This is a genomic window from Fertoeibacter niger (assembly GCF_009380135.2).
Taxonomy (GTDB): Bacteria; Pseudomonadota; Alphaproteobacteria; order Rhodobacterales; family Rhodobacteraceae; genus Fertoeibacter; species Fertoeibacter niger.
Genome location: NZ_WHUT02000001.1, coordinates 330,700 through 355,936 on the forward strand (window position 1 = coordinate 330,700; position 25,237 = coordinate 355,936).

Sequence of the window (25,237 nt, forward strand, 5' to 3'; positions counted from 1 at the left end):
GCCGCAGCGCAGGGCTTGAACCGGCGAAGATGATCCGCTATCCCGCCCCGCAGCGGGTTGTTAGCTCAGTTGGTAGAGCGCTTCGTTTACACCGAAGATGTCGGCGGTTCGAGTCCGTCACGACCCACCATTCACCTTGCACAGATGCACAAGAGTTTCGCGCAGGTGGGTATTTGCGCGCGGGTGCAGAGTGGTATGCTTGGGCCAAACCGAAAGGAGGCCCTGATGAGCTGGAACCCCGCACTTGACCCCGACATTCCGCTTGGCGATGCCGTGGACGCGATCGAAACCGTAATCGTGCCGCGCGCCCGTGATCTGGGCGGCTTCGAGGTGCGGCGCGCGCTGCCCTCGGCCGCGCGGCAGATGGTGGGGCCGTTCATTTTCTTCGACCAGATGGGCCCGGCCGAATTCTTGACCGGGCAGGGCATCGACGTGCGCCCGCATCCGCATATCGGGCTGGCCACTGTCACCTATCTGATGAAGGGCCGCATCCACCACCGCGACAGCCTGGGCACCGACCAGTGGATCGAGCCGGGGGCGGTGAACTGGATGCTGGCGGGGCAGGGCATCACCCATTCCGAACGGATGGATGGCCCTATCCGCAACGCGCCGCACGGGCTGTTCGGATTGCAGACCTGGGTGGCGCTGCCGAAAGACCGCGAGGATGACGGGGCCGCGTTTACCCATGTCGCCCGCGCTGACCTGCCGCTGCTGGAAGGTGAGGGCAAATCGGTGCGGCTGGTGCTGGGGCACGCCTGGGGCGAACGGATGCCAATGGAAACCCCGTCCGAGATTTTCTATGCCGACGCGGTGCTTGCGGCGGGTGCGGCGATTCCGCTGCCCGACGAGCATGAGGATCGCGGGGCCTATGTGCTGGCCGGGTCTGTCACCGTGGCGGGCGAAACCTATGCCGAGGGGCGGATGCTGGTGTTCCGCCCGGGCGACCGGATTTCGCTGCGGGCTGGCGATCAAGGCGCGCGCATGATGCTGTTGGGCGGTGCCACGATGGACGGGCCGCGGCATATCTGGTGGAACTTCGTCGCCTCCAGCAAAGACCGCATTGATGCGGCCAAAGAGGCCTGGCGCGCGGGCGACTGGGCGCATGGCCGTTTCCGCCTGCCGCCAAACGACGATGCCGAGTTCGTTCCGGCACCCGAGCGGTAGGCCCGGCCCCCAAAACCTGATGCCCGGGGTAAGACACGCACCCGCCGGATGAAAACGGCGGGTGGCGATAAATCTGCCCGAGGGCGCTTGACGCCGCCTGCGGGCTTCCGTAATACGACCGCACGTTCGGGCGATGATCCGGGCGGCGACGCGGGGTTGTAGCTCAGTTGGTTAGAGTATCGGCCTGTCACGCCGGGGGTCGCGGGTTCGAGCCCCGTCAACCTCGCCATCGCCCCCGGATCGCCCGAACGTCTTGACCCTGCTGGGTCACGGAAATGCGCGGTTGTAGCTCAGTTGGTTAGAGTATCGGCCTGTCACGCCGAGGGTCGCGGGTTCGAGCCCCGTCAACCGCGCCAGTTTCCCCCCTTCATAATCTGATCCGGTAGCGCACATGGTCATCGGCCAGCGCATAGCGGTCATAGAGTTTGCGCGCTGTGTGGTTGGTTTCGCTGGTCATCCAGTAAAGCCGCGCCCAGCCCTTTGCGCGGCTGATCGCCACCAGATCATCCAGCAGCGCCCGGCCAAGGCCGAAGCCCCGGGCATCGGCGGTCAGGAACAGATCCTCCAGATAGCCGTCATCGCCCAGCCCCCAGGTGCTGATATGGTTGTGGTGCAGCGCAAAACCCAGCACCCGCCCCTGCACCACCGCCAGACGGGCGGTCAGCGGCGATGCGGGGTCAAGGATTCGCGCCCAGGTCTGCGCCGTCACCTCGTGTGGCAGGGTGACGTTGTAGAACGCCAGATACTCCGCCCAGAGGCGGCGAAAGGCGGATTCGTCGGCGGCGGTCGCATCGCGGATGTCGTGGGTCATCAGGGCCTCGGGATGGGTTCGCCGGTGCCGTCCTCGTCGATCAGCAACAGGCTGGCAGAGGGAAATGCGGCATGCAGGGCGGCGGGAATGGCGCGGGCAAAGACCCCGAACAGATCTGGGTCTTTCTGCCAGCAATAGCTGGCGGTGGATTTTGCACCTGGCAGGGGGCCGGCATCGCTGGCCGGTATCACCCGGCTGAACCATACCGCCGCATCCCACCCCGGATGCGCGGCCCGCAGCGTGGCCAGCCGTTCGGCCAGTGCTGCGGGCGGCAGGGTGCTGAGGATGCTGTGGCAGGCCGCCATCACATCATCCGGGCAATCACCCGCGCCCAGGACCGGATGCCCTTGTGGAAGCTTTCCACATCATATTTCTCATTCGGGCTGTGGATCTGGTCATCATCCTTGCCAAAGCCCACCAGCAGCGCATCCATGCCCAGCACGGTCTTGAAATAGCCCGCGATGGGAATGGACCCGCCGCAGCCCACATAGGATGCGGCACGGCCCCATTCCTCGGTCAATGCCGCGCGGGTCTGCTCGAATGCGGGATGGGTGATCTGCATCTGGCCCGCGGGCGATCCGCCGACATCGTGGAATTCCACGCGGCAATCGGCGGGCAACTGATCTGTCACCCATGTCTGGAAGGCCGCGACAATGGCATCGGGATCCTGCTCCGACACAAGGCGGAAGCTGACCTTGGCATGCGCCTCGGCGGGCAGCACGGTCTTGAAACCGGCCCCGGTATAGCCGCCCCACATGCCGTTGATTTCCGCCGTGGGCCGCGACCAGATCATTTCCAAAGGCGTGCGGTCCTGTTCACCCGCTGGCACCGACAGGCCCACATCGCCCAGGAATTTGGCATGGTCAAAAGCCAGGCTTTGCCATTGCGCGCGGATATGCTCGGGCAGTTCCTTGACCCCGTCATAGAACCCGGGCACCGTGACGCGGCCCTGATCGTCATGCAACCGGCCAAGGATGCGCGTCATCACCCGGTTGGGGTTGATTGCCGCGCCGCCATACATGCCCGAATGCAGATCCTTGTTCGGCCCGTGGATGGTGAACTGCGCCGAGGCGAGGCCGCGCAGCATGGTGACGATGGCGGGCGCGGTGGATTCGAACAGGCCGGTGTCGCAGATCAGCGCCACGTCGCAGGTCAGCTCTTCCTTGTTGGCCTGCATGAACGGCACCAGCGAGGGCGAGCCTGATTCCTCCTCCCCCTCAAGGAAAATCGTGATCGGGCCGGGCAGGGTGCCCGTCACCTCTTTGAACGCGCGGCAGGCCTCGATGAAGGTCATCAACTGGCCCTTGTCATCCGACGATCCGCGCGCGCGGATCACCAGGCCTTTGGCCGTGTCCTCGATCGCCGGATCAAAGGGGTCGCGGTCCCACAGGCTGAGGGGATCCACCGGCTGCACGTCGTAGTGACCATAGAACAGCGTGCGCGGCCCGTCGCCCTGCGAATGCGCCACCACCATCGGATGCCCGGGCGTCACCCGCTTGGAGGCGTCAAACCCAAGGCTGTTCAGTTCATCCACCAGCCAGTCGGCCGCGCGGTCGCAATCGGGCTTGAACGCGGGGTCGGTAGAGATTGACGGGATGCGCAGCAGGGCGAACAGGCGGTCCATCGCCTCGGGCAGGGTGGCGTCGATCCGGTGCAGCACGGCGTCCAGCGACATCATTCACTCCATTTTGTGATTTGCTGACCAAGGGTAACAGGTGCCGACCCACTGTCCAGAGGCGGCGGCGCAGGGTAAACTGTGGCCCTGTGCTGTGCAGGAGGCGAAAATGCGGGCAATCGGTGGGCTGATGGCGGTTCTGGCGGCAGGTGCCGCCCAGGCGCAGGCGGTGGATGGCAAGACGGCGCGGACCCTGCTTTTTCCGGCCACGGGGGCGGTGGTGGAACTGCTGCCGCAGGATTTTCTGCCTGAAGATCAGGCGGCCCTGCTGGCCGCAGTGGGTGCGCAGCAGCCCTATTACGGTGCCATCGCCGTGTCACCCGATGAAGGCCTGATGGTCGAGGCGACGGTGGCGGCGGCCAATTACCACGAGACCGAGGCGGCAGAACGCGCGGCCTTGGCGGGATGCGAGGCGAAACGGCAGGGCGCAACGCCTTGCGCCGTGGTGGCGCTGATCCGCCCCGAGGGCTGGCAGGCGCAGCCCCTGCAACTGTCGGCAGCCGCGACCGAGGGCTTTGCCGATTACGGCCGCAGCGGCCCGCGCGCGCTGGCGGTTTCGGCCAGCACGGGGCTGTGGGGGCTGGGCAAGGGCGATTCTGCCGCAGATGCAGCCATTGCCGATTGCGCCGCCAAGGCCAGCCCGCCCGCCGCCGATTGCGCGGTGGTGATCGCCGATTGATGCGACTTTCGCAGGGGCCGGCGGGTGGGGCGGCAAATTGCCCTGTTCCTTCTTGGCGCGCTGCTGCTTAATCAGGCATACCGGCCTTCGGGCCACCCCAGCCTGCCCGGGTTCCGGGTGTCAGGGAGAATGGCATGAACTACGATCTGGCGCTGGACGCCGCCTTGAACCGCCTGCATGACGAAGGGCGCTACCGCACCTTCATCGACATCGAACGGCGGGCCGGGGCCTTTCCGCAGGCCACATGGCGCAAGCCGGATGGGTCCGAGGCGCCGATCACCGTCTGGTGCGGCAATGATTATCTGGGCATGGGCCAGCACCCGGCGGTTCTGGCCGCGATGCACGAGGCGCTGGATGCTGCGGGCGCAGGTTCGGGCGGCACGCGGAACATCTCGGGCACCACGGTATATCACAAGCGGCTGGAGGCTGAACTGGCCGATCTGCATGGCAAAGAGGCGGCGCTGGTGTTCACCTCGGCCTATGTCGCCAATGACGCCACGCTTTCGACGCTGCCAAAGCTGTTCCCCGGCCTGATCATCTATTCCGACGCGCTGAACCATGCCTCGATGATCGAGGGCGTGCGGCGCAACGGCGGGGCGAAACGGGTGTTCCGGCACAATGACGTGGCGCATCTGCGCGAACTGCTGGCGGCGGATGATCCGGCAACGCCCAAGCTAATAGCCTTCGAGTCGGTCTATTCGATGGATGGCGATTTTGGCCCCATCGGCGCAATCTGCGATCTGGCCGAAGAGTTCGGCGCGCTGACCTATATCGACGAGGTGCATGCCGTGGGGCTTTACGGCCCGCGTGGCGGCGGCGTGGCCGAGCGCGACGGATTGTCGCAGCGCATAGATGTGATCAACGGCACCTTGGCCAAGGCTTACGGCGTGATGGGCGGCTATATTGCTGCAAGTGCGAAAATGGTCGATGCGGTGCGGTCCTATGCCCCCGGATTCATCTTTACCTCGTCGCTGCCGCCCGCGATTGCGGCGGGCGCTGCGGCCTCGGTCAGGCATCTGAAAACCGACCATGACCTGCGCGAACAGCACCAGTCCAAGGCGCGGATCCTGAAGCTGCGGCTGAAGGGGCTGGGCCTGCCGATCATCGACCATGGGTCACATATTGTGCCGGTGCATGTGGGCGACCCCATTCATTGCAAGATGCTGTCCGACATGCTGCTGGATCACTATGGTATCTATGTGCAGCCGATCAACTATCCCACCGTGCCGCGCGGCACCGAACGGCTGCGCTTCACCCCCTCGCCGGTGCACGATTCCGGGCAGATCGACCATCTGGTGCGCGCCATGGATGCGCTTTGGAAACATTGTGCGCTGAATCGCGCCGAGGTGTCGGCCTGACCGCTTCTGCGGATGCAAAGGCCCTTGCCCTGTGCTAGCTTTTGCCAAATAGCACGCATATGAGTCGACGGCAGAGCGACTCGGGCGATCTGGGGCAGGGACGGGCATAGCGCATGATCTGGCGGAGGACGGCACCTTCGACGGCAGAAACCGACAAACCCAAGGGGTTTGACGATTTCGAACTGCGGTTGGGCGACCTGATGCGTGGCGAACGCGCGACCATGGGCAAAAGCCTGCTGGACGTGCAGCGCGAACTGAAAATAAAGGCCACCTATATCGCCGCCATCGAAAACTGCGATGTTTCCGCCTTTGAAACCCAGGGTTTCGTGGCGGGTTACATCCGGTCCTATGCCCGCTATCTGGGCATGGACCCCGATTGGGCCTATCAGAAATTCTGCGTCGAGGCGAATTTCACCCTGGCGCATGGCATGTCTGCGGCGGCCTCGCCCGCACGGCTGACGGCGGCACGGGCCAAGCAGGCCGATTTCAGCGACCCGCTGGCCAACCCGAATGCCAGCTTCGTGCCGCGCGGCCAAAGCATGTTCGCGCAGATCGAACCCGGGGCTGTCGGCTCGGTTCTGGTTCTGATCGCGCTGATCGGGGCCATGGGCTATGGCGGCTGGTCGGTGCTGCAAGAGGTGCAGCGCGTGCAACTGGCCCCGGTGGATCAGGCCCCGGTGGTGGTGGCCGAGATTGATCCCTTGGGCAATGTCTCGGGCGAGCCGCCTCTGGTGCGGTCTGCCCCTGCATCGGAAACGACAGATACCGTGGTGGCTGACGCACAGCCCGCAGCCCCCGATCTGATGGGGCGGCTTTATCGCCCGCAGGCGCAGGCGCTGGATGTGCCGGTGCTGGTGTCGCGCGATGGGCCGATTGCGGCGATCAACCCGCGCGCCGGTGCGGTGGCCGAAACCGTGGCTGCGGCCGCGCCCGCTGCCGAAGCCCCCGCCGCCGATGCCGTGCAGGTGGTCGAGGCTGGTGCCCCTGCGGTCGAGCTTTTGGCCGTGCGCCCGTCCTGGGTGCGGGTTCAATCGGCGGATGGCACGGTGCTGTTCGAAAAAATCCTTGATGCGGGTGAACGTTACGTCGTGCCGCAGATGGAAGAGCCGGCGCTGCTGCGTGCGGGCAATTCCGGTTCGGTCTATTTCGCGGTGAATGGCGAAACCTATGGCCCCGCCGCCCCCGGCGCGCAGGTGGTCAAGAACGTGGCCCTGTCGCCCGACGCGCTGAAAGAGAAATTCCAGCTGGCCGATCTGGAGGCTGATCCCGCCTTGGGTGAACTGGTGCCGGTGGCAGATGCCAGTGCCGCCGCCACGCTGCCGCTGGCCGACTGACCCCACCATTTGACGCAGCCGGGTTGATGACCGGGCCTTGCCGGGTTATCTAAGGGGCGACCCCGGAGGCCTGCCCATGTCGCTGAACACCGTCCGTCCCTGGCGCAACATCATGCGCCGCAAATCCCGTCAGATCATGGTGGGCAAGGTGGCCGTGGGGGGCGATGCGCCGATCTCGGTGCAGACCATGACCAACACGTTGACGCATGACGTGGCGGCCACGCTGGAACAGGTGCAGCGTTGCGCCATCGCCGGGGCCGATATCGTGCGGATTTCCACCCCCGATGAGGAAAGCACGGCTGCGCTGCGCGAGATCGTGCGCGAAAGCCCGGTGCCCATCGTGGCCGACATCCATTTCCACTACAAACGCGCAATCGAGGCGGCCGAGGCGGGCGCGGCCTGCCTGCGCATCAACCCCGGCAATATCGGGGATGAGCGCCGGGTGCGCGAGGTGATCAAGGCCGCCAAGGATCACGGCTGTTCCATCCGCATCGGGGTGAACGCCGGGTCGCTGGAGCGGCACCTGCTGGACAAATATGGCGAGCCTTGCCCGGATGCGATGGTGGAATCCGGCATGGACCACATCAAGATATTGCAAGACAACGATTTTCACGAATTCAAGATCTCGGTGAAGGCGTCGGATGTGTTCATGGCGGCGGCGGCCTATCAGCAACTGACCGATGTCACCGATGCGCCGATCCATCTGGGCATCACCGAGGCGGGCGGGCTGGTGTCGGGCACGGTGAAATCGGCCATCGGTCTGGGCAACCTGTTGTGGATGGGCATCGGCGATACGATCCGCGTCAGCCTGTCTGCCGATCCGGTGGAAGAGGTGAAGGTGGGGTTCGAGATCCTGAAAAGCCTTGGCCTGCGGCACCGGGGCGTCACGATCATTTCCTGCCCCAGTTGCGCGCGTCAGGGGTTTGACGTGATCAAGACCGTGGCGGCGCTGGAGGACCGGCTGGCGCATGTCACCACGTCACTCAGCCTGTCGATCATCGGCTGTGTGGTGAATGGCCCGGGCGAGGCGCTGATGACCGACATCGGCTTTACCGGCGGCGGGGCCGGGTCTGGCATGGTCTATCTGGCGGGCAAGCAGCATCACAAGCTGGGCAACGAAGGCATGATCGACCATATCGTCGAACTGGTGGAACAAAAGGCCGCCGAGATCGAGGCGACAGCGGCGCAGGCAGCGGAATAGCGCGACATCGCCCGTCAGGGCAGAGGATTGGCCCGCAGTTCAACGCACGGTATCATAGCCTTTCAGCGCGCCAGCCATATGGTCGATGAATACCCGCAGCCGCGCCGTCACAGATTGCGCGGTGGGATAGACGAAATAGAGGCCCTTGCGCGGCGTCTCCCACCCCGGTAACACCTGCACCAGACGGCCCGCCGCAAATTCCGGCTTGGCCAGCAGATAGGGCAGAACGGCCACCCCGGCGCCTGCCACGGCCGCATCCCGCACCGCCAGAAATGACCCCAGCGCAAGGCCGGGTTTGGCCGCAACCTCTGCCCTTTGGTCGCCATTGCCCAGCGGCCAGGCGGCGGCCCAGGGCGCGGCGATGCCGATCAGCGGCATGTGATCCAGATCGGCCGGGTGGTGCAGGCTGTCCAGCCCCGGCAGGCCGGGGGCTGCGGCCAGCACCGCATGGCCATGCTGCAACAGCCGCGCCACCTGTGCCGAATTGTCCATCGGGCCAAAGCGGATGCAGCCATCAAACCCCTCTTCCAGCAGGTCGGGGGTGCGGTCAAGGAAATGGATTTCCAACGTGATATCAGGATATTGCGCGCGGAAGCGGGCGGCAATCGTGCCGATCAGCACATGGCCCAGCACGGGTGGCACCGCGATGCGCAAATGGCCACGCGCGCTGCCGCCCTGTTCGCCAAGCGCGCGGCGAATGTCATCCGCGTCACCCAGCAGCCGGTCGGCGCGCAGGGCCAGCACCTCGCCCTCGGCGGTGATGCGCAATTGGCGGGTGGTGCGTTCGATCAGCCGCACGCCCAGATCGGCCTCCAGATCGGCGACACGTTTTGACACGGTGGATTTCGGCGCGCGCAGCACCAGCGCCGCGCCCGAGAAGGACCCCTCCCGCACGACCGCCCGAAACGCGCGCAAGGCAGCAAGATCAAGGTCATTGTCCATGTTTCGGGATTATCTTTTCGTAAGTGGCTGTCTTGTCCATTATCCTGTCTCTGGCTCATGGTGCGGTCAAGCGTTTTCAGGATGAACCCCATGTCGCAGCCGCCCATTCCCGCCGCCGCCATTGCGCCGATGCCCCGCCCGATGGTGACGGTTGCGGTGCTGCTGCTGGCCGCGATGACGATCATGGCCAATGCCACCATCGCCTCGTCCCTGCCGGGGATGAAGGCGCATTTCGCCGATGTTGCGGGAATCGACACGCTGACCGGGCTGATACTGACGCTGCCCTCGCTGACCATCGTGTTCACCGCCGGGCTGGCGGGCTGGCTGGCCGACCGGGTGGACCGCCAGAAGCTGCTGGTTGCTGCGGCGCTGCTTTACGCCATCGGCGGGTCATCGGGGCTGTGGGCCGAAACGCTGCCGCAGCTTTTGTTCGGCCGCGCGGTGCTGGGCGCAGGTGTGGCGGGCACGATGACGCTGGCGATGGCCTGGGGGGCCGATCTGTGGCAGGGCCCGGCGCGGGCGCGGATGATGGGCATCCAGGGTGCGGCCATGTCGTTTGGCGGCATCGTGGTGATGCTGCTGGGCGGGGCTTTGGCCACGCTGCACTGGCGCGGGGCGTTCAGCGTCTATCTGCTGGTGCTGCCGATTGCTGCGCTGGGGCTGGTGATGCTGGCGCCGCATGCCCGGCAGTTGCGCGCCACCCGCGCCACCGCCCGGGCCGAGGGCAGGGCAAAGACGACCGAGGCCTTTCCCTGGGCGATCTTCGCCTTTGTCGGATCACTGGCCTTCGTGTTCATGGCGATTTTCTATGTGATGCCCACCCGCATGCCGTTTCTGCTGGAGCAGTTGGGCGTCAGCAACACGTTCCTGATCGGCGCGATCATGGCCACGCTGACGCTGGCCTCGATGCCCGGGGCGCTGTCTTATGGCTGGCTGCGCCGCTTTGTCGGGCCGATGACGATCTTTGCCGCGTCGTTCGCACTGATGGGGCTGGGCATGGTGGTGATCTCGCAGGCCGGAGGCGTGGCTGGCGTGGTGATCGGCACGCTGATTGCGGGGGCGGGCATGGGGCCGTCGATGCCGAACTATACCACCTATTTCATGGGCCATGTGCCCGCATCGCAGCGTGGCCGCGCCTCGGGCCTGCTGACGACCGCGTTCTTTGCGGGGCAGTTTGCCGCGCCGCTGGTGGCAGCACCGCTGGTGGTGGCGTTCGGGCTTCAGGGCACGTTCGAGGCGCTGGGTCTGGCGCAGATCGTGCTGGGGGCGGGGCTGGGCGTGGCGGTGCTGAACCGTCGTCGCCCGACCGCCGCCGAGGCCTAGGCCCGGTCAGCCCCGGCTGCGCTGATCCGCGACGATGGTTCGCATGCCGTCCAGCGGCACATAGCCGCGCAGCATGGTCTGGTTGATCACGAAACTGGGCGTGCCGTTGATCGCCAGCTTTCCGGCCAGCAGTTGATTGGCGGCGATAACCTCTGTTACTTCTTCGCTGTCCATCCGCGCGGTGATCGCCGCCGCATCCAGCCCCAGATCGGTGGCCAGCCGCGCCAGCGCCTCGGGCGTCGCGTCGCCGCGCAGCGTCATCAGTGCATCATGCGCCTGCTTGTAGGCGTCATTGCCCGCCACTTGCAGCACGGCAATGGCAAAGCGCGAGGCCAGCACCGACTGTTCGCCCAGAATCGGGTATTCCTTGACGACAAAGCGGATGTTGCCATCGGAACGCACCAGTTCCTCCACCTCTTCAAAGGCTTTCCGGCAGTAACCGCAGCGGTAATCCATGAATTCCACCACCGTGATGTCGCCATCGGGGTTGCCACCCACCCAGCTTACGCCGTCGTTGAAGATCTCATCCGCGTTGCTTTGCAGCATCTGGGCATCGGCGTTCACCTGTTCGGCGGCCTGCCGCTGTTCCAGCACGCCGATCGCCTCCATCAGCACTTCGGGGTTTTCCAGCAGATAGGCCCGCACCTCGGCGCGAAATGCGGTGCGTTCGTCATCCGTCATTTCTTGCGCGGCAAGGGGGAAGGACAAGGGCAGGGCAAGTGCGGCCAGAAGGGGGGCGGCAAGGGAAAGGCGGGTCATGATGCAGGCTCCGGGCGTTTGCGGGATGGGCCGCCCGGGCGGGGCGGGGTGGCGGCCATGAACATGGCAAAGCGACGGATTCTGCAACCCGTCGCCTCGCGGCAAGCCTAGCGGGCATGCGCGCCCCGGATCAACCCCGGTCCGGCCCGTTCGCCGCCCCGTTCGCCGCATTGTGATGCCCCGCCGACCCCGCCGGGGCATGGACCTTGGCCCAAGGCGCGGGCATAGTCGCCGCAAAGGCATGGCATGGGGCGGGTGGTGATGCGGGCAATGGTCTTTGCGCTTCTGGTGCTGTGCCGGGCGGCTGCGGCCCCCGCGCAAGAGGCCCTTGTTCCGGATTCTCCCGTGCCGGAGGCCACCGCGCAGGGATCCGCGGCGCAGGAGGATGTTTTGGCGGGCGTTCCCGCGCAGGAACTGTCGGCTTTGGCCCGGCTGGATGCGGCGGATTCCTTTGTGGATGACCGTGGCGGCGGCATCGCGCTGGAACTGGCGCTGTCGCAGCCGGTGCCCTGGCGGGTGCGGGTGCACGATCAGCCGCCGCGCCTTGTGCTGGATTTCCGCGAGGTGGATTTTTCCGGCATCGCGGCGATGGAGAATGACAGCGACCGGGTGACGGCCCTGCGCGCGGGTGTGTTCCGCCCCGGCTGGTCGCGGCTGGTGCTGGAACTCGACGGCCCCTATCTGGTGGCCGAGGCCGGCATGGGCACGGATGGCGAGGCGCGGGTAACGATCCGTCTTGACCCCGCCGACCCGGTGGAATTTGCCGCAAAAGCCGCGCTGCCCGAACCGCCTGGCTGGACTGCGCCTGCGGCGCTGACCGCCGAGCCCCGGGCGCAGGGCGGTGGCCCGCTGGTCGTGGTGCTGGACCCGGGGCATGGCGGCATCGACCCTGGCGCAGAGCGCGACGGGCTGACCGAGGCCAATCTGATGCTGGGCTTCGCGCGCGAGTTGAAAGAGGTGCTGCTGCGCGACGGTGGTTTTCGCGTGGTGCTGACGCGGGATGACGATGTGTTCGTGCCGCTGGAAACCCGCATCACCATCGCGCATGAGGCCGATGCCCATATGTTCCTGTCGCTGCATGCCGACGCCCTGGCCGAGGGCGAGGCGGTGGGCGCCACGCTTTACACCCTGTCGGACGAGGCGTCGGATGCCGCAGGTGCGGCGCTGGCCGAACGGCATGACCGTGACGATCTGCTGTCAGGCGTGGATCTGACCGAACAGGATGATCTGGTGGCCTCGGTGCTGATGGACATCGCCCGCACGGAAACCACCCCGCGCATCGAACGGCTGGCGCTGGCGCTGGAGGCGGCGATCAAGGGGGCCGAGATTCGCATGCACCGCCACCCCCGGCAGGCCGCCGGGTTTTCGGTGCTGAAATCGCCGGATATTCCGTCGATACTGGTGGAGCTTGGCTTCATGTCTTCCCCGCGCGACCTGGTGCTGTTGCAGGACAAGTCCTGGCGCGAAAACATGGCGGGTGCGTTGCGCGACGGGCTGAAGGCCTGGGCGGCCGAGGATGCGGCCCTGGCGGAACTGCTCAGGCGCTGAACTGAGCCAGCCAGACCGAACGGCCCCGGCATTGGGGGTCTTCGGGAACGAAATCCAGCACGGTGAAACCTGCCTCGGCCAGCAGAATTCTATACTCATCAGGGTCGAGGCTGGCATGATAGACCGGCGCACCATCGACTTCGCCCACAGGTTCCCCCGCGCGGGGGCCCGAGGTGAACAGCAGCACTGCCCGCGGCACGCTATGGGCGGCAAAGGTGGCAAACATCGGGCGCTGGTCCGCAGGCGACAGGTGGAAAAAGCTGTCAAAGGCCAGCACCGCGTCGAACCGCCGCCCCAGCTGCAACCCGCGCATGTCGGCCAGCAGCGCATCTGCCTGCGGCACATGCTGGCGGAACAGCGCCAGCATCGCCGCCGCGCCATCCACACCCGTCACCTGCGCGCCCGCAGCCACCAGATGCTGCGCGATGGGCCGCCCGGTGCCGCAGCCCAGGTCCAGCACGCGCCGCCCCGGGGCCAGCGCCAGCATGCGCGCCAGCCAGCCCGCCTCGAACAATGAGCGGTCGCGCAGCCGGTCAAACCCGGTGGCGACCGCCTCATAGGTGGGCAGGATGTCATCCGGCGTCGTCATCCGTTCACAGCCCCGTGCTATGCGCGGGTTTCGGCCATGGCACGGCCCGCGAGGTTTTGACCTTGGCGGCCAGCTTCACTATAAGTCGGTCGCAGCGCAACGGGGGTTTTGGTCTTGCTCAGGTTCATCGGGTCTTTCTTCGGGGCCATCTTCACCGCGCTGACGCTGGGGCTGTTTGCCATCGCGCTGACCGTTGGCGCGATTTTCTGGATGTATTCCCGCGACTTGCCCAGCCATGAAAGCCTTGCGCAATACACGCCCCCCACCATCAGCCGGATCTACAACGGCGAAGGCCGGATGATCGACGAATTCGCGCAGGAACGCCGGATCTTTGCCCCGATCGAGGAAATCCCCGATCTGGTGAAACAGGCCTTCATCAGCGCCGAAGACCAGAATTTCTATACCCACAAAGGCTATGACGCGCGCGGCATCGCGGCGGCGGCAATAGAGGCGGTGCGGTCGCGCGGCCAGAACGTGCGCGGGGCATCGACCATCACGCAGCAGGTGATGAAGAACTTCCTTCTGTCGGGTGATCGCACCGGCGAACGGAAAATCAAGGAAATCATCCTGGCGACCCGCATCGAGGAAACGCTGAGCAAGGACAAGATCCTTGAGCTTTACATGAACGAGATCTTTCTCGGCCAGAACTCCTATGGTGTGGCTGCGGCGGCGCAGACCTATTTCAACAAGACGCTGGCCGATCTTTCGCCCGCCGAGGCGGCAATGCTGGCCGCCATGCCGCAGGCCCCGGGACAATACCACCCCGTGCGCGCAAAAGAGCGTGTGACCGAGCGGCGCAACTATGTGCTGAACCGCATGGCAGAGGATGGCTACATCACGCCGGAAGTGGCAGCCGCCGAGACGGCCAAGCCGCTGTTGACCGTGCAGAACGGCGACTATCCGGCGTTCCGCGACACGTTGCAGCCGCGCGATTATTTCACCGATGAAATCCGCCGCCAACTGTCGGGCAGCTTTGGCGAGGAAGAGTTCTTCGGTGGCGGCCTCAGCATCCGCGCCACGGTTGACCCCGAATTGCAGACCGAGGCCGCCCGTGCCCTGCGCGAGGGGCTGGAGCGCTATGACCGCAATCAGGGCGTCTGGCGCGGCACGAAACTGGTGATCGCGCCCGACCGGCTGACCTCCGAGGCGGATTGGCGCGCGGCGCTGGCCGAAACCGGGGCCCCGCGCGACATTGCGGGCTGGCATCCGGCGGTGGTGCTGGAACTGGGCGAAAGCAACGCTCGCATCGGCATCGAGGGGGTGGACGAAGACGAGGACGGCCATTTCATCCCCGCCGAGGATGTGACCTGGGCGCGCAAGCGTCAGGCCGATGGCCGGCTGGGGCCAAGGGCCGATGCCGCATCCGATCTGGTGTCGGTGGGCGATGTGGTGCTGGTGCGTGCCGTCACCAGTGACGAGGATGGCAGTTTCCGCCGCTGGTCTTTGCGCCAGGTGCCCGAGGTGCAGGGTGGCTTCATGGCGATGGACGTGAACACCGGCCGGGTGATCGCCATGCAGGGCGGGTTCAGCTATCAGGATTCGGTGTTCAACCGCGCCACGCAGGCGCAGCGCCAGCCGGGTTCCAGCTTCAAGCCTTTCGTCTATGCGGCGGCGCTGGACAGCGGGTTCACCCCCGCCACCATCGTCATCGACGCGCCGATCGAGATCGAAACCCCGCAGGGCTTGTGGACGCCGAAAAACGCATCGAACAAGTTCTACGGGCCTACACCGCTGCGCACCGGGATCGAACAGTCGCGCAACCTGATGACCGTGCGTCTGGCGCAGGAAATCGGCATGGATACGGTCGCGGGCTATGCCGAACGTTTTGGCGTCTATGACCGGCTAAGCCCGCTCTTGGCTAATTCGCTGGGCGCGCAGGAAACCACGCTGCTGAAGATGGTGGCCAGCTACGCCATGTTCGCCAATGGCGGCGAGCGGGTGGAACCCACGCTGGTTGACCGGGTGCAGGACCGTTTCGGCAAGACCGTTTACCGCCACGATCAGCGCATCTGCGAGGATTGCACGCTGCCCACGCTGTCGCCCGGTGCCACGCCGCGCATCGACAACAACCGCGAACGGGTGATGGATGCGATCACCGCCTATCAGCTGACCTCGATGATGGAGGGGGTGGTGATCCGCGGATCCGGCTCGGGCGTCAACCTGCCTGTGCCGGTGGCGGGCAAGACCGGCACCACCAACGACGCCAAGGATGTGTGGTTCGTGGGCTATTCGTCGAACATCGTGGCGGGTTGCTACATCGGTTACGACCAGCCGCGCACGCTGGGGGAATCGGCCTTTGGTGGCACGCTTTGCGTGCCGGTGTTCCAGAGCTTCATGGAAAAGGCCGTGGCGAAACGTGGCGGCACGGCGTTCAAGGTGCCGCCGGGCGGCTATTTCATCAAGATCGACCGTTTCAGCGGCGCGCGGCTGCCCGATGACGCCAGCGGCCCCAATGTGGTGGCCGAATATTTCCGCGAGGGCGAAGACCCGATCTTTGGCATTGCCGCGCTGGTGGATGGCGGCTTTGCCATGGGGTCGAACCTGCCGCTTTTCGCCTATGGCGAGACGGATGACGGGCAGGGCGCCGCCACCGTCACCACGGCCAGCGGCAAGACCAAGGTGATCCCGAAAAAGGCCGATTTCGGCACGCTGAGTTCGGGCGGGCTGTATTGACCCGGGCCGCCCCCGCCTGACAGCATCCCCTTTCCAGCAAAGAAAGCCCGCAGGGGCCTGATGCGCGCCGCCTGCGCCATCTTGCCCGCAGCGTGGCCAATCGCTATCTACCGCCTCTGAACAGACCAAGGACCGACACCGATGCGCACCGAGACCCAGTATCATGTGGATGCCATTGCCAAATCGCTGGCTCTGCTGGGTCAGCGGCTGGATGTGGAAACCGCGCCGCACCGGCTGGAGGAAATGAACGCCATCATCGAGGATGGCAACCTGTGGTCAGACCCGGCCCGCGCGCAGAAACTGATGCGCGAACGGCAGGCGCTGGTGGATGCAATTTCCACCTACAAGCTGATCGACTCGGGCCTGCGCGACAATGTGGAACTGATCGAGATGGGCGAGGCCGAGGGTGACGCCGAGATCGTGGCCGAGGCCGAGGCGGCACTGAAGGCGCTGGTCGAAACCGCCCGCGCCAAGGAACTGGAGGCCCTGCTGGACGGTGAGGCCGATGGCAACGATACCTTTCTGGAAGTGAACGCCGGGGCAGGCGGGACGGAAAGCTGCGACTGGGCCTCGATGCTGGCGCGTATGTATGTGCGTTGGGCGGAAAAGAAGGGCTACAAGGTTGAATTGCAGTCGATGAGCGACGGCGAAGAGGCGGGCATCAAATCGGCCGCCTACAAGATTTCCGGCCCCAATGCCTATGGCTGGCTGAAATCGGAAAGCGGCGTGCACCGGCTGGTGCGCATTTCGCCCTATGACAGTGCTGCGCGGCGGCACACGTCGTTTTCCTCGGTCTGGGTCTATCCGGTGGTGGATGACAATATCGAGATCGACATCCCCGACCGTGACATCCGCATCGACACCTACCGTTCCTCGGGGGCAGGTGGCCAGCACGTCAACACCACCGACTCGGCGGTGCGGATCACCCACCTGCCCACCAATATCGTCGTGACCAGCTCGATGAAATCGCAGCACCAGAACCGCGAAGCCTGCATGATCGCGCTGCGCGCGCGGCTTTATCAGCTGGAGCTGGACAAGCGGAATGCGGCCATCAACGCGCAGCATGAAAACAAGGGCGATGCGGGCTGGGGCAACCAGATCCGCAGCTATGTGCTGCAACCTTACCAGATGGTGAAGGATCTGCGCACCGGGGTGGAAACCTCGGATACCGACGGGGTGCTGAACGGCGATCTTGACCGGTTCATGGCCGCCACGCTGGCGCAGGATGTGGCGGGCAAGAGTCGGGCCGAGGCGAACGCCGAAGGGTAAGGCGGGGGCTGTCGCGGTTGTGCTGCGCTTGCCTTGCGGGCACCCCCGCATGCCCGAACTGACCGGCTGATGCGGCCTCGGCCACCAAACAAAAAGGGCACCCGCGGGTGCCCTTTGTCATGCAGATGTCGCTGAAATCAGACGCCGTCCATCGGCCGTGTCACTGGTGCGGCAATCGCCGCGGGCGGTGCGGAAATCGCCAGCTTGCCATTGGCCAGCGGGTCTTCCTGACGCTGCACCGAGCCTTCGAAATGCGCGCCCGATTCAATCGCAATGGTCTTGTGGATGATGTCGCCCTCGACCCGCGCGGTCGACGTCAGGCGCACTTTCAGCCCGCGCACCCGGCCGATCACCCGGCCGTTGACCACGATGTCATCTGCCACGATCTCGCCCCGGATTGTGGCGCTTTCGCCCACGGTCAACAGATGCGCGCGGATGTCACCCTCGACCGTGCCTTCGACCTGAATATCGCCGGTGGTGCGAAGGTTGCCCACCACGGTCAGATCCGAAGACAGCACCGAGGCCGCAGCCTTCACCTTGGGCGTGCTGGGGGTATAGTCCATCGCGGGCTTGGTTGCCGTCATGTCGGGGGCCTTGTTCTTGTCGCCCTCGGCCTGCTTGGGGCCGGGTTCGTTGATTCTGCTTTTAGAAAACATCGTTCGCTGCCTTGATGAAGGTCATCGGATTGGTGGGCTTGCCCCCCTGATGGACCTCGTAGTGAAGATGAGTGCCGGTGGACCGGCCTGTAGAGCCCATATCACCGATCTGATCACCGCGCGATACCCTTTGTCCCACGTCCACGCGGATTCGTGACATATGGGCGTAAAGTGTCTCGACGCCGAAATCGTGGCGGATGCGCACGGCCTGGCCATAGCCGCTGTCCCAGCCCGCGCTGATCACCACACCGTCGCCGGTGGTGTAGATCGGGGTGCCGTGGCTGGCGGCAAAATCGGTGCCGCTGTGCATGCGGGTGCCGGCGCCCTTTGGGTCGCGGCGATAGCCGAAGCCCGAGGTGAAACGGAAGGCGCTTTTCACCGGCATGGCGAAGGGCAGTTTCATGGCGGCAAGGCGGTAGCTGTTGGTGCGGTCCAGCGACTGCAACACGGCATTGGCGCGCGCCTCGTCGGGGCTGATCGCCGCGCCCTTGGTGGAAAGGGTCAGCGGCGACAGCGGGCCACCCTGGCCGGAATAGCCGCTGCGCACCTGGTCGATCAGCGCGTCGGGCGACAGGCCCGCCTGGCGGAACATCCGGTCAAGCGGGGCCATGGATACGGTCACGGCCTCTTCCAGCTTGGTGAAGATCGCGTCGTTGCGCGCCTCCATCGCCTCGATTTCCAGTTGCGCGGTTTCGGTCTGTTCCTTGGCCAGAAGGGCGGCGCTGGCCATGTCGTCGCGCTGCTGCGCGGTGGCACCCAGCGCCGAGGTCAGCACCTCCAGCGTGGCAATGGCATCGCGGCTGCGCTCATCACCCGTGCGCACCGATCCGGTTTCGGCGGCCAGTGCCAGCGTCATGCGCTCGGCCTCGTCACGGGCGGCGTCGCGTTCCTTGATGGTGCGGCGCAGCGTGTCCTGGATCACGTCGATCCCGGTTTCCAGTTCCTTGCGGCGGTCTTCGGAGGCCAGCAATTCGCCCTGCATGTCCGACACCTGATCCAGCGCAAGGTTGAACCGTTCCTGCGCGCGCAGCGCCTCTTCGGCCCGCAGGTCGCGGTCGGCGGACAGCGCGTTCAGCCGCGATTCATACAGCGCCTGCTGGCGTTCGGTCTGGTCGCGGGTGGAGCCTGCGGCGATCTGGTCCATCAGGATGATCGAGCTTGCCACCAGCGTCCAGCCCACGAACATCGTGGTGCCCATCAGGGCGGCCAGTTGGGTGGCAGGGCGCAGGCGGATGAAGCGCGTCTCGCTGTCGGATTTCAGGTAAAGCCGCTTTTCCGGCAATATCCCCTCAAGGGCGGTGTGAATCCGATAGGTGAGGCGTGTCAGCACTGGGCTACCTGTTCGTTAGTTCGCTCAGGGCGCGGATCACACGGCACCTCAGCGCCCTTGTCCCCAATCCCCCTCGTCCTGATATGCCAGCAGGCTGCAAGGTCGCAACAAATTTGACCAATCTGCCCGGCGAAGCGGCGGAACCCTGCCGAAATAGGCGAAAACCTGCCGATCAACCCCGGCGGCGCGCAGCGGTTTCTTCGGCCAGCGGCCAGTAGAAATCGGGGGGCAGGCCCGCTTCGGCGCGTTTTTCGGCGTTGAAGGGCGGTTTCAGGGCGCCGTGGAAATACTGCCGCACCAGCGCGTGAAACCGGTCTTTCGGGTCATGTTCGTGCCGCCCGCACAGGAAATGGAACCATTTCGATCCATAGGCCACATGGCCCACTTCCTCGGCATAGATGGTTTCCAGCGCCGCGATGGCCTGCGCATCGCCCGCGTTGCGGAAAATGGCGATCATGCCGGGCGTCACATCCAGCCCCCGCGCCTCCAGCACCATGGGCACCACGGCCAGCCGGCCCATCAGGTCATCCGCCGTATCCTCGGCGGCGCGCCACATGCCCTCATGCGCGGCCATCGCGCCATAATGGCTGCCATGGGATTCGAGGCAATCGCACATCAGGTTGAAATGTTTCGATTCCTCATCTGCGGCCTTTACCCAGTCATCGTAGAACCCGGGCGGCATTTGCGTATCGGTGAAACGCGCGATGATGTCCCAGTGCAGATCGACCGCGTTCAGTTCTATATGCGCCACGGCATGCAACAGGGCTGCGCGCCCCTCGGGTGATCCAGGGCGGCGGCGCGGCACATCGCGCGGGTCCAGCAGGGCAGGCGATTCAGGCCGGGCGGGGCGAGGGGGCGGGCTTGCCTGCCCGACCGGCAGGCTTTGCCCCGCCGCCCGCGCGGCGAACCATGTGGCGGCATGGCGGCGCGACAGCGCGGTTTTCGCGCGGCCATCGGCGGTGGTCAGCACCTGCACCGCCATTTCAGCCAGTGTCAGGGTCAAAGCCCCTGCACCGCCGCCAGCACCTCGTCCACATGGCCCTTGACCGACACCTTGCGCCAGATGCGGGCCAGATTGCCGGACCCATCCACCAGAAAGGTGCTGCGCTCGATCCCCATATAGGTTTTGCCATACATGCTTTTCTCGGCCCAGACGCCGTAATCTTCGCAGGTCGTGCCGTTCTCGTCCGATGCGAGGATGATCGACAGGCCGTATTTCTTGCAGAACTTGTCGTGGCTTTTCACCGAATCCTTGGAAATACCGATGACGGTGGCCCCGGCTGCGGTGAAATCGGCCAGTCGGGCGGTGAATTCCTGCGCCTCCAGCGTGCAGCCGGTGGTATCGTCCTTGGGGTAGAAATAGACCACCACCTTTTGCGGGCGCAGGGCCGACAGGGTGATGCTTTCGCCCCCGTCGCGCGGCAGGGTGAAATCGGGGGCGGGCCCCATTTCGGAAAAAGGCTGGCCTTGGATCAGGGCGGTGGTCATGGGCGGCTCCTTGCGCAAGATGCTGTGTCTGCGTGGTGTTTTAGTTGCCTTCGGCCAAAGATAAAGGCAAGCCCGCAACATGACCGAAACAGAGCTTTCCCCCCAAGGCATGCCGCCGCCGCGCCGCCGCAGGCGCGGGGTGGGGCTGCTGGCGGGTCTGCTTCTGCTGGGGCTGCTGGCGGGGCTGGCGCTGCTGGTGCTGACCGGGCGGCCCATCGCCCTGCCGGTCTGGGCGGTGGCCGAGGTGGAACAGCGGCTGAACCGCAGCCTTAGCGCGGGGGCCAGCGGGGCCGCCGTTTCGCTGGGCGGCATCGAGGTGACGTTCGGGCGTGATGGCGTGCCCCGCCTGCGGCTGGAGGATATTCGCCTGTTGCAGCCCGGTGGCCGCAGCTTGCTGACCTTGCCCGAGGCGCGGGTGGCCTTTGACGCCGGGGCGCTGTCCACCCTGCGGCTGCGGGCGCAAAGCGTGGTGCTGGCGGGCGCGCATGTGGCGCTGCGCCGCCGCGCCGATGGCAGCCTTGATCTGGCGCTGGGAAATGCCGAGGATGCGGGGCTTGACAGCTATGCCGCCGTGATGGCCGCCGCTGACCGGATCTTTGCCTTGCCCGCCTTGTCGCATCTGGATGTGATCGAGGCCGGGGCGCTGACCCTGCGGCTGGATGACGCCCGCGCCAAACGGGTGTGGGAGGTGGGCGACGGGCGGCTGCGGCTGGAAAACCGCCCGGGCGAACTGGCGCTGGAACTGGGGCTGACGCTGCTGGGGCAGGGGGCCGATGCGCCCGCGCAGGCGCTGCTGACCTTCGTGCGCGCCAAGGGCAGCCCCGAAACCCGGCTGACCGCCACGGTTGACCGCGTGCCCGCCGCCGACCTTGCGGCGCAGGTGTTGCCCATCGCCTTTCTGGGGGTGCTGGATGCGCCGATCTCGGGCCGGCTGGCCGCGGCACTGGATGGCGCGGGCAGTCTGACCACGCTGGAGGCGACGCTGGACATTGCCGCCGGTGCCCTGCGCCCCACGCCGGAAACCCGGCCTGTCGCATTCGAGCGCGCAGGCCTGTCGCTGCGCTATGACCCTGCCGCGCGGCGGGTGAACATGACGGACCTGACCGTGCAAAGCACATCCTTGCGGCTGGCCGCCAGCGGGCATGCCTATCTGCCGGTGCCGGGCCAGCCCCCGGCCTTTCTGGCGCAGATCCGCTTTGCCGACATGCGGGTCGATCCCGAGGGGCTGTTTGAACGCCCGGTGGCGTTTTCCGAAGGCGCGCTTGACCTGCGCATCCGGCTGAACCCGTTCAGCATCGACATCGGCCAGTTGTCGCTGGTGGAAGGCGGGCAGCATCTGACGGGCAAGGGCCGCATGGTGGCCGATCCGCTGGGCTGGCGCGCCAGCCTTGATGTGGAACTGGACGAGATCGCGCATGACCGGCTGCTGGCGCTGTGGCCGGTGGCGCTGGTGCCGCGCACCCGCGAATGGCTGGCCGAGAATGTGCAGCAGGGCCAGCTGTTCGACGTGAAGGCCGCGCTGAGGATGGAGCCGGGGGCCGAGCCGCGCCTGTCGCTGGGCTACGAGTTTCAGGACGCCGATGTGCGGTTCCTGAAAACCCTGCCGCCCATCGAAGGCGGCACGGGTTATGCCACGGTCGCCGATACCCGCTACACGCTGGTGCTGGACAAGGGCCATGTCACGCCACCCGCGGGCGGGGCCATCGACGTGGGCGGGTCGGTCTTTGCCGTGCCCGACATCACGCAGCGCCCCAGCCGGGCCGAGTTGCGGCTGACCACGCGCAGCAGCCTGACCGCAGCCCTGTCGCTGCTGGATCAGCCGCCGTTTTCGTTCCTGACCAAAGCCGGCCAGCCGGTGGATCTGGGCGAGGGGCGGGCCGAATTGCTGGCGGTGCTGCGCCTGCCTCTGGTGGCCAGACTGCTGCTGCCCGAGGTGGATTACAGTGTGACGGGCCGCATCCTTGACCTGCGGTCCGAGGTGCTGGTGCCGGGCCGCGTGCTTACCGCGCCGGAACTGGCGCTGGCGGTGGATGTCACGGGGCTGCGGCTGTCAGGGCCGGGGCTTTTGGGCAATGTGCCGTTTGATGTGACCTATGCGCAGGGGTTCGGGCCGCGCGCCCGTGGCCGGTCACGGATTGACGGCATCGTCACCCTGTCGCCCGATGTGGTGGACGAATTCAACCTGGGCCTGCCCGAGGGTATGGTCACAGGCACCGCCCCCGCCCAGATCGGCATCGCGCTGGAACAGGGGCAGCCGCCGCAGCTGACGCTGGTGTCGGTGCTGAACGGGCTGGGGCTGGGCATACCCGGCATCGGCTGGCAGAAACCGCGCGACGCGGCGGGGCGGCTGGAGCTGACGGCCCGGCTTGGCCCGGTGCCGCAGATCGACGCCCTGCGGCTGGAGGGTGGCGGGCTGGAGGCGACAGGCAATGTGCGCCTGCGCGAAGGCGGCGGGCTGGAGGCCGCGGTGTTTGACCGGGTGCGCCTGAACGGCTGGCTGGATGCCCCGGTAACGCTGACCGGGCGGGGGCAGGGCCAGCCCCCTGCCGTGGCGCTGAACGGCGGCACTGTCGATCTGCCACGGCTGAACCTTGGCGCAGGCGGGGGCCGTGGCGGCGATACCGGGCCGCTGGATCTGGCGCTTGACCGGTTGCGCGTGACCGACACGATCAGCCTGACCGGACTGCGGGGCCAGTTTTCCATGCGCGGCGGGTTCAACGGCACCTTCACCGCACAGGTCGATGGCAAGGCGGCTGTGCAGGGCACAGTCGTGCCGCAGGCCGCAGGCACGGCGGTGCGCATCCGGTCTGCCGATGCCGGTGGCGCGCTGGCGGCGGCCGGAATCTTTCCCAATGCGCGCGGCGGCACGCTGGATCTGCAACTGGCCCCGGCGGGCACCCGGGGCCATTACGTCGGGCGGGCGGACATCACCGATGTGCGGCTGCGCCGGGTGCCGGTTTTGGCCGAGCTGATCAACGCGATTTCCGTCGTGGGGCTGATCGAGCAGCTCAACGGGTCGGGCCTGCTGTTCGCGCAGGCTGACGCCGAGTTCCGCTTGACGCCCGACGCGGTAGAGATCACGAGGGCGTCGGCCACCGGGGCGTCTTTGGGCGTGTCTCTGGCGGGGCTTTACCGGGTGGCGGACAAGAGGCTGGACATGCAGGGCGTCATCTCGCCGATCTATCTGCTGAACGGCATCGGCTCGATCTTTACCCGGCGCGGCGAGGGGCTGTTCGGTTTCAACTATGCCATCGGCGGCACGGCGGATGACCCGCAGGTCTCGGTGAACCCGCTGTCGATCCTGACCCCCGGCATGTTCCGCGATATTTTCCGCAGCGCGCCCCCCGTTCTTGAAAACCAGTGACCCAGCGGACCCCTGCCATGAACCTTTCGGATTTCGATTTCCATCTGCCCGAGGCGCTGATCGCCACCCGCCCCGCGCGGCCCCGCACCTCGGCCCGGCTGCTGCTGGTCGAGGGCGACCGGATGACCGACCGGCGGGTGGCCGATCTGGTGGATATCTTCCGCCCCGGCGACCGGCTGGTGCTGAACAACACCCGCGTGATTCCCGCCCGGCTGTCAGGCGTGCGGCGGCGGATGACCGGGCAGGGGCTGGCCGAGGCGCGCATCGAGGTGACGCTGATGGAACCCGCCGCGACCGGCTGGCGCGCCATGGCCAAACCCCTGCGCAAGCTGGCGGTGGGCGAGGAGGTGGTGTTTTCCGATGCCCTTTCCGCCACCGTGGCCGAAAAGGGGGCCGATGACCTGCGGCTGGTCTTCAACCTGACGGGCGAGGATTTCGACGCGGCTTTGGCCCGCGCCGGGGCCATGCCGCTGCCGCCCTATATCGCCGCCAAACGCGCGCCCGATGCGCAAGATGCGACGGATTACCAGACCGTATTCGCCCGCCATGCCGGGGCGGTGGCGGCCCCCACCGCCAGCCTGCACTTCGATGCGGAATTGCTGGCGGCGCTGGCAGCCAAAGGGGTGGAGTTTACCGAAGTCACCCTGCATGTCGGCGCGGGCACCTTCCTGCCGGTGAAGGTGGAGGATGTGACCACCCACCGCATGCATGCCGAATGGGGGCAGGTGACGGATGCGGCGGCAGCCCAGATCAACGGCACAAAGGCGGCGGGCGGGCGCATCATCCCGGTAGGCACCACGGCGCTGCGGCTGATCGAATCGGCGGCTGTGGCCGGGCAGATGCAGGCGTGGCAGGGCAGCACCGACATCTTCATCTATCCCGGCTTCCGGTTCCAGATCACCGATGCGCTGATGACCAACTTTCACCTGCCGAAATCCACCCTGCTGATGCTGGTCGCCGCCCTGATGGGCAAGGACCGCATGGCGCGCGCCTATGGCCATGCCATAGCACGGGGCTACCGGTTTTTCTCGTATGGCGATGCGTCGCTGCTGATCCCCGACTGACGACGCCGCA

21 protein-coding genes and 3 tRNA genes are annotated in these 25,237 nt (G+C 66.2%); 14 read left to right on the forward strand and 10 right to left on the reverse strand.

The window, feature by feature from the left end; all coding sequences use genetic code 11:
- The first annotated feature begins 54 nt into the window (after window positions 1-54).
- The 4 genes from GEU84_RS01630 (at window position 55) to GEU84_RS01645 (ending at window position 1,520) form a co-directional block, all read left to right on the forward strand.
- A tRNA-Val gene (locus GEU84_RS01630) sits at window positions 55-130 on the forward strand.
- Window positions 131-225: 95 nt separating this feature from the next.
- Window positions 226-1,164 carry a pirin family protein gene (locus GEU84_RS01635; protein WP_174539257.1) on the forward strand — a complete coding sequence of 313 codons (939 nt, stop codon included), beginning with the start codon at window positions 226-228 and terminating at the stop codon, window positions 1,162-1,164.
- Window positions 1,165-1,316: 152 nt separating this feature from the next.
- A tRNA-Asp gene (locus tag GEU84_RS01640) sits at window positions 1,317-1,393 on the forward strand.
- Between the two features lie 50 nt (window positions 1,394-1,443).
- Window positions 1,444-1,520: transfer RNA gene (locus GEU84_RS01645), tRNA-Asp, on the forward strand.
- Window positions 1,521-1,531: 11 nt separating this feature from the next.
- Here the strand turns inward: GEU84_RS01645 and GEU84_RS01650 are convergent.
- The 3 genes from GEU84_RS01650 to GEU84_RS01660 are packed head-to-tail and all read right to left on the reverse strand — an operon-like array spanning window position 1,532 to window position 3,650.
- Entirely contained in the window at window positions 1,532-1,975 is a 444-nt protein-coding gene (locus GEU84_RS01650) for a GNAT family N-acetyltransferase (RefSeq protein ID WP_152823754.1), read from the reverse strand.
- Window positions 1,975-2,280 (reverse strand): hypothetical protein, encoded by a 306-nt coding sequence (locus GEU84_RS01655; RefSeq protein WP_152823755.1) that lies wholly within the window; start codon window positions 2,278-2,280, stop codon window positions 1,975-1,977. The genes GEU84_RS01650 and GEU84_RS01655 overlap by 1 nt, the downstream gene beginning before the upstream one ends.
- On the reverse strand, window positions 2,280-3,650 hold the full coding sequence (locus GEU84_RS01660) for a M20/M25/M40 family metallo-hydrolase (protein ID WP_152823756.1): 1,371 nt from the start codon (window positions 3,648-3,650) through the stop codon (window positions 2,280-2,282). Before GEU84_RS01660 ends, GEU84_RS01655 begins: the two co-directional genes overlap by 1 nt.
- 109 nt (window positions 3,651-3,759) lie before the next feature.
- On the opposite strand from GEU84_RS01660, the gene GEU84_RS01665 reads away from it, so the two are divergent.
- From GEU84_RS01665 to ispG, 4 genes are all read left to right on the forward strand, one after another.
- Entirely contained in the window at window positions 3,760-4,329 is a 570-nt protein-coding gene (locus tag GEU84_RS01665; RefSeq protein WP_152823757.1) for a 5-aminolevulic acid synthase, read from the forward strand.
- Between the two features lie 134 nt (window positions 4,330-4,463).
- Complete coding sequence (gene hemA, locus GEU84_RS01670) at window positions 4,464-5,687, forward strand: 5-aminolevulinate synthase (RefSeq protein WP_152823758.1); 1,224 nt, start codon at window positions 4,464-4,466, stop codon at window positions 5,685-5,687.
- A 113-nt stretch (window positions 5,688-5,800) separates the two neighbouring features.
- Window positions 5,801-7,021, forward strand: a complete 1,221-nt coding sequence (locus tag GEU84_RS01675) for a helix-turn-helix domain-containing protein (protein WP_152823759.1) — start codon at window positions 5,801-5,803, stop codon at window positions 7,019-7,021.
- Between the two features lie 76 nt (window positions 7,022-7,097).
- Window positions 7,098-8,222: a flavodoxin-dependent (E)-4-hydroxy-3-methylbut-2-enyl-diphosphate synthase gene (ispG, locus tag GEU84_RS01680; RefSeq protein ID WP_152823760.1), complete on the forward strand. Its 1,125-nt coding sequence runs from the start codon at window positions 7,098-7,100 to the stop codon at window positions 8,220-8,222.
- Between the two features lie 39 nt (window positions 8,223-8,261).
- Here ispG and GEU84_RS01685 read toward each other — a convergent pair whose 3' ends face one another.
- Window positions 8,262-9,164 (reverse strand): LysR family transcriptional regulator, encoded by a 903-nt coding sequence (locus tag GEU84_RS01685; RefSeq protein ID WP_152823761.1) that lies wholly within the window; start codon window positions 9,162-9,164, stop codon window positions 8,262-8,264.
- Between the two features lie 90 nt (window positions 9,165-9,254).
- On the opposite strand from GEU84_RS01685, the gene GEU84_RS01690 reads away from it, so the two are divergent.
- Window positions 9,255-10,487, forward strand: coding sequence for an MFS transporter (locus GEU84_RS01690; RefSeq protein WP_174539258.1), 1,233 nt, complete (start codon window positions 9,255-9,257; stop codon window positions 10,485-10,487).
- Window positions 10,488-10,493: 6 nt separating this feature from the next.
- Here GEU84_RS01690 and GEU84_RS01695 read toward each other — a convergent pair whose 3' ends face one another.
- A complete protein-coding gene (locus tag GEU84_RS01695) occupies window positions 10,494-11,246 on the reverse strand; it encodes a DsbA family protein (protein WP_152823763.1) in 753 nt (250 codons plus the stop codon).
- Window positions 11,247-11,504: 258 nt separating this feature from the next.
- On the opposite strand from GEU84_RS01695, the gene GEU84_RS01700 reads away from it, so the two are divergent.
- Complete coding sequence (locus tag GEU84_RS01700) at window positions 11,505-12,794, forward strand: N-acetylmuramoyl-L-alanine amidase (RefSeq protein ID WP_338144740.1); 1,290 nt, start codon at window positions 11,505-11,507, stop codon at window positions 12,792-12,794.
- Here the strand turns inward: GEU84_RS01700 and GEU84_RS01705 are convergent.
- Window positions 12,784-13,383: a class I SAM-dependent DNA methyltransferase gene (locus tag GEU84_RS01705; RefSeq protein WP_152823764.1), complete on the reverse strand. Its 600-nt coding sequence runs from the start codon at window positions 13,381-13,383 to the stop codon at window positions 12,784-12,786. The genes GEU84_RS01700 and GEU84_RS01705 overlap by 11 nt on opposite strands.
- Before the next feature lie 114 nt (window positions 13,384-13,497).
- Here GEU84_RS01705 and GEU84_RS01710 point away from each other — a divergent pair, with 114 nt between their 5' ends.
- Window positions 13,498-16,056, forward strand: coding sequence for a penicillin-binding protein 1A (locus GEU84_RS01710; RefSeq protein ID WP_152823765.1), 2,559 nt, complete (start codon window positions 13,498-13,500; stop codon window positions 16,054-16,056).
- 141 nt (window positions 16,057-16,197) lie between these two features.
- Window positions 16,198-17,325, forward strand: a complete 1,128-nt coding sequence (gene prfB / locus GEU84_RS01715) for a peptide chain release factor 2 (protein WP_152823766.1) — start codon at window positions 16,198-16,200, stop codon at window positions 17,323-17,325.
- Between the two features lie 137 nt (window positions 17,326-17,462).
- On the opposite strand, the gene GEU84_RS01720 is transcribed toward prfB, so the two are convergent.
- The 4 genes from GEU84_RS01720 to GEU84_RS01735 all read right to left on the reverse strand — a co-directional run bounded on the left by GEU84_RS01720 (window position 17,463) and on the right by GEU84_RS01735 (window position 20,799).
- The gene (locus tag GEU84_RS01720; protein ID WP_152823767.1) at window positions 17,463-17,981 is read right to left on the reverse strand and encodes a bactofilin family protein; all 519 of its coding nucleotides are present in this window, start codon (window positions 17,979-17,981) and stop codon (window positions 17,463-17,465) included.
- Complete coding sequence (locus GEU84_RS01725; RefSeq protein WP_174539259.1) at window positions 17,971-19,311, reverse strand: DUF5930 domain-containing protein; 1,341 nt, start codon at window positions 19,309-19,311, stop codon at window positions 17,971-17,973. Before GEU84_RS01725 ends, GEU84_RS01720 begins: the two co-directional genes overlap by 11 nt.
- 172 nt (window positions 19,312-19,483) lie before the next feature.
- Window positions 19,484-20,293, reverse strand: a complete 810-nt coding sequence (locus tag GEU84_RS01730) for a ferritin-like domain-containing protein (protein ID WP_152824084.1) — start codon at window positions 20,291-20,293, stop codon at window positions 19,484-19,486.
- Between the two features lie 17 nt (window positions 20,294-20,310).
- Complete coding sequence (locus GEU84_RS01735; protein ID WP_152823768.1) at window positions 20,311-20,799, reverse strand: peroxiredoxin; 489 nt, start codon at window positions 20,797-20,799, stop codon at window positions 20,311-20,313.
- A gap of 79 nt (window positions 20,800-20,878) precedes the next feature.
- On the opposite strand from GEU84_RS01735, the gene GEU84_RS01740 reads away from it, so the two are divergent.
- Together GEU84_RS01740 and queA are read left to right on the forward strand one after the other, a co-directional pair.
- Window positions 20,879-24,163, forward strand: a complete 3,285-nt coding sequence (locus tag GEU84_RS01740; RefSeq protein WP_152823769.1) for a YhdP family protein — start codon at window positions 20,879-20,881, stop codon at window positions 24,161-24,163.
- Between the two features lie 17 nt (window positions 24,164-24,180).
- Window positions 24,181-25,227, forward strand: coding sequence for a tRNA preQ1(34) S-adenosylmethionine ribosyltransferase-isomerase QueA (gene queA, locus GEU84_RS01745; protein ID WP_152823770.1), 1,047 nt, complete (start codon window positions 24,181-24,183; stop codon window positions 25,225-25,227).
- Window positions 25,228-25,237 lie beyond the last annotated feature (10 nt).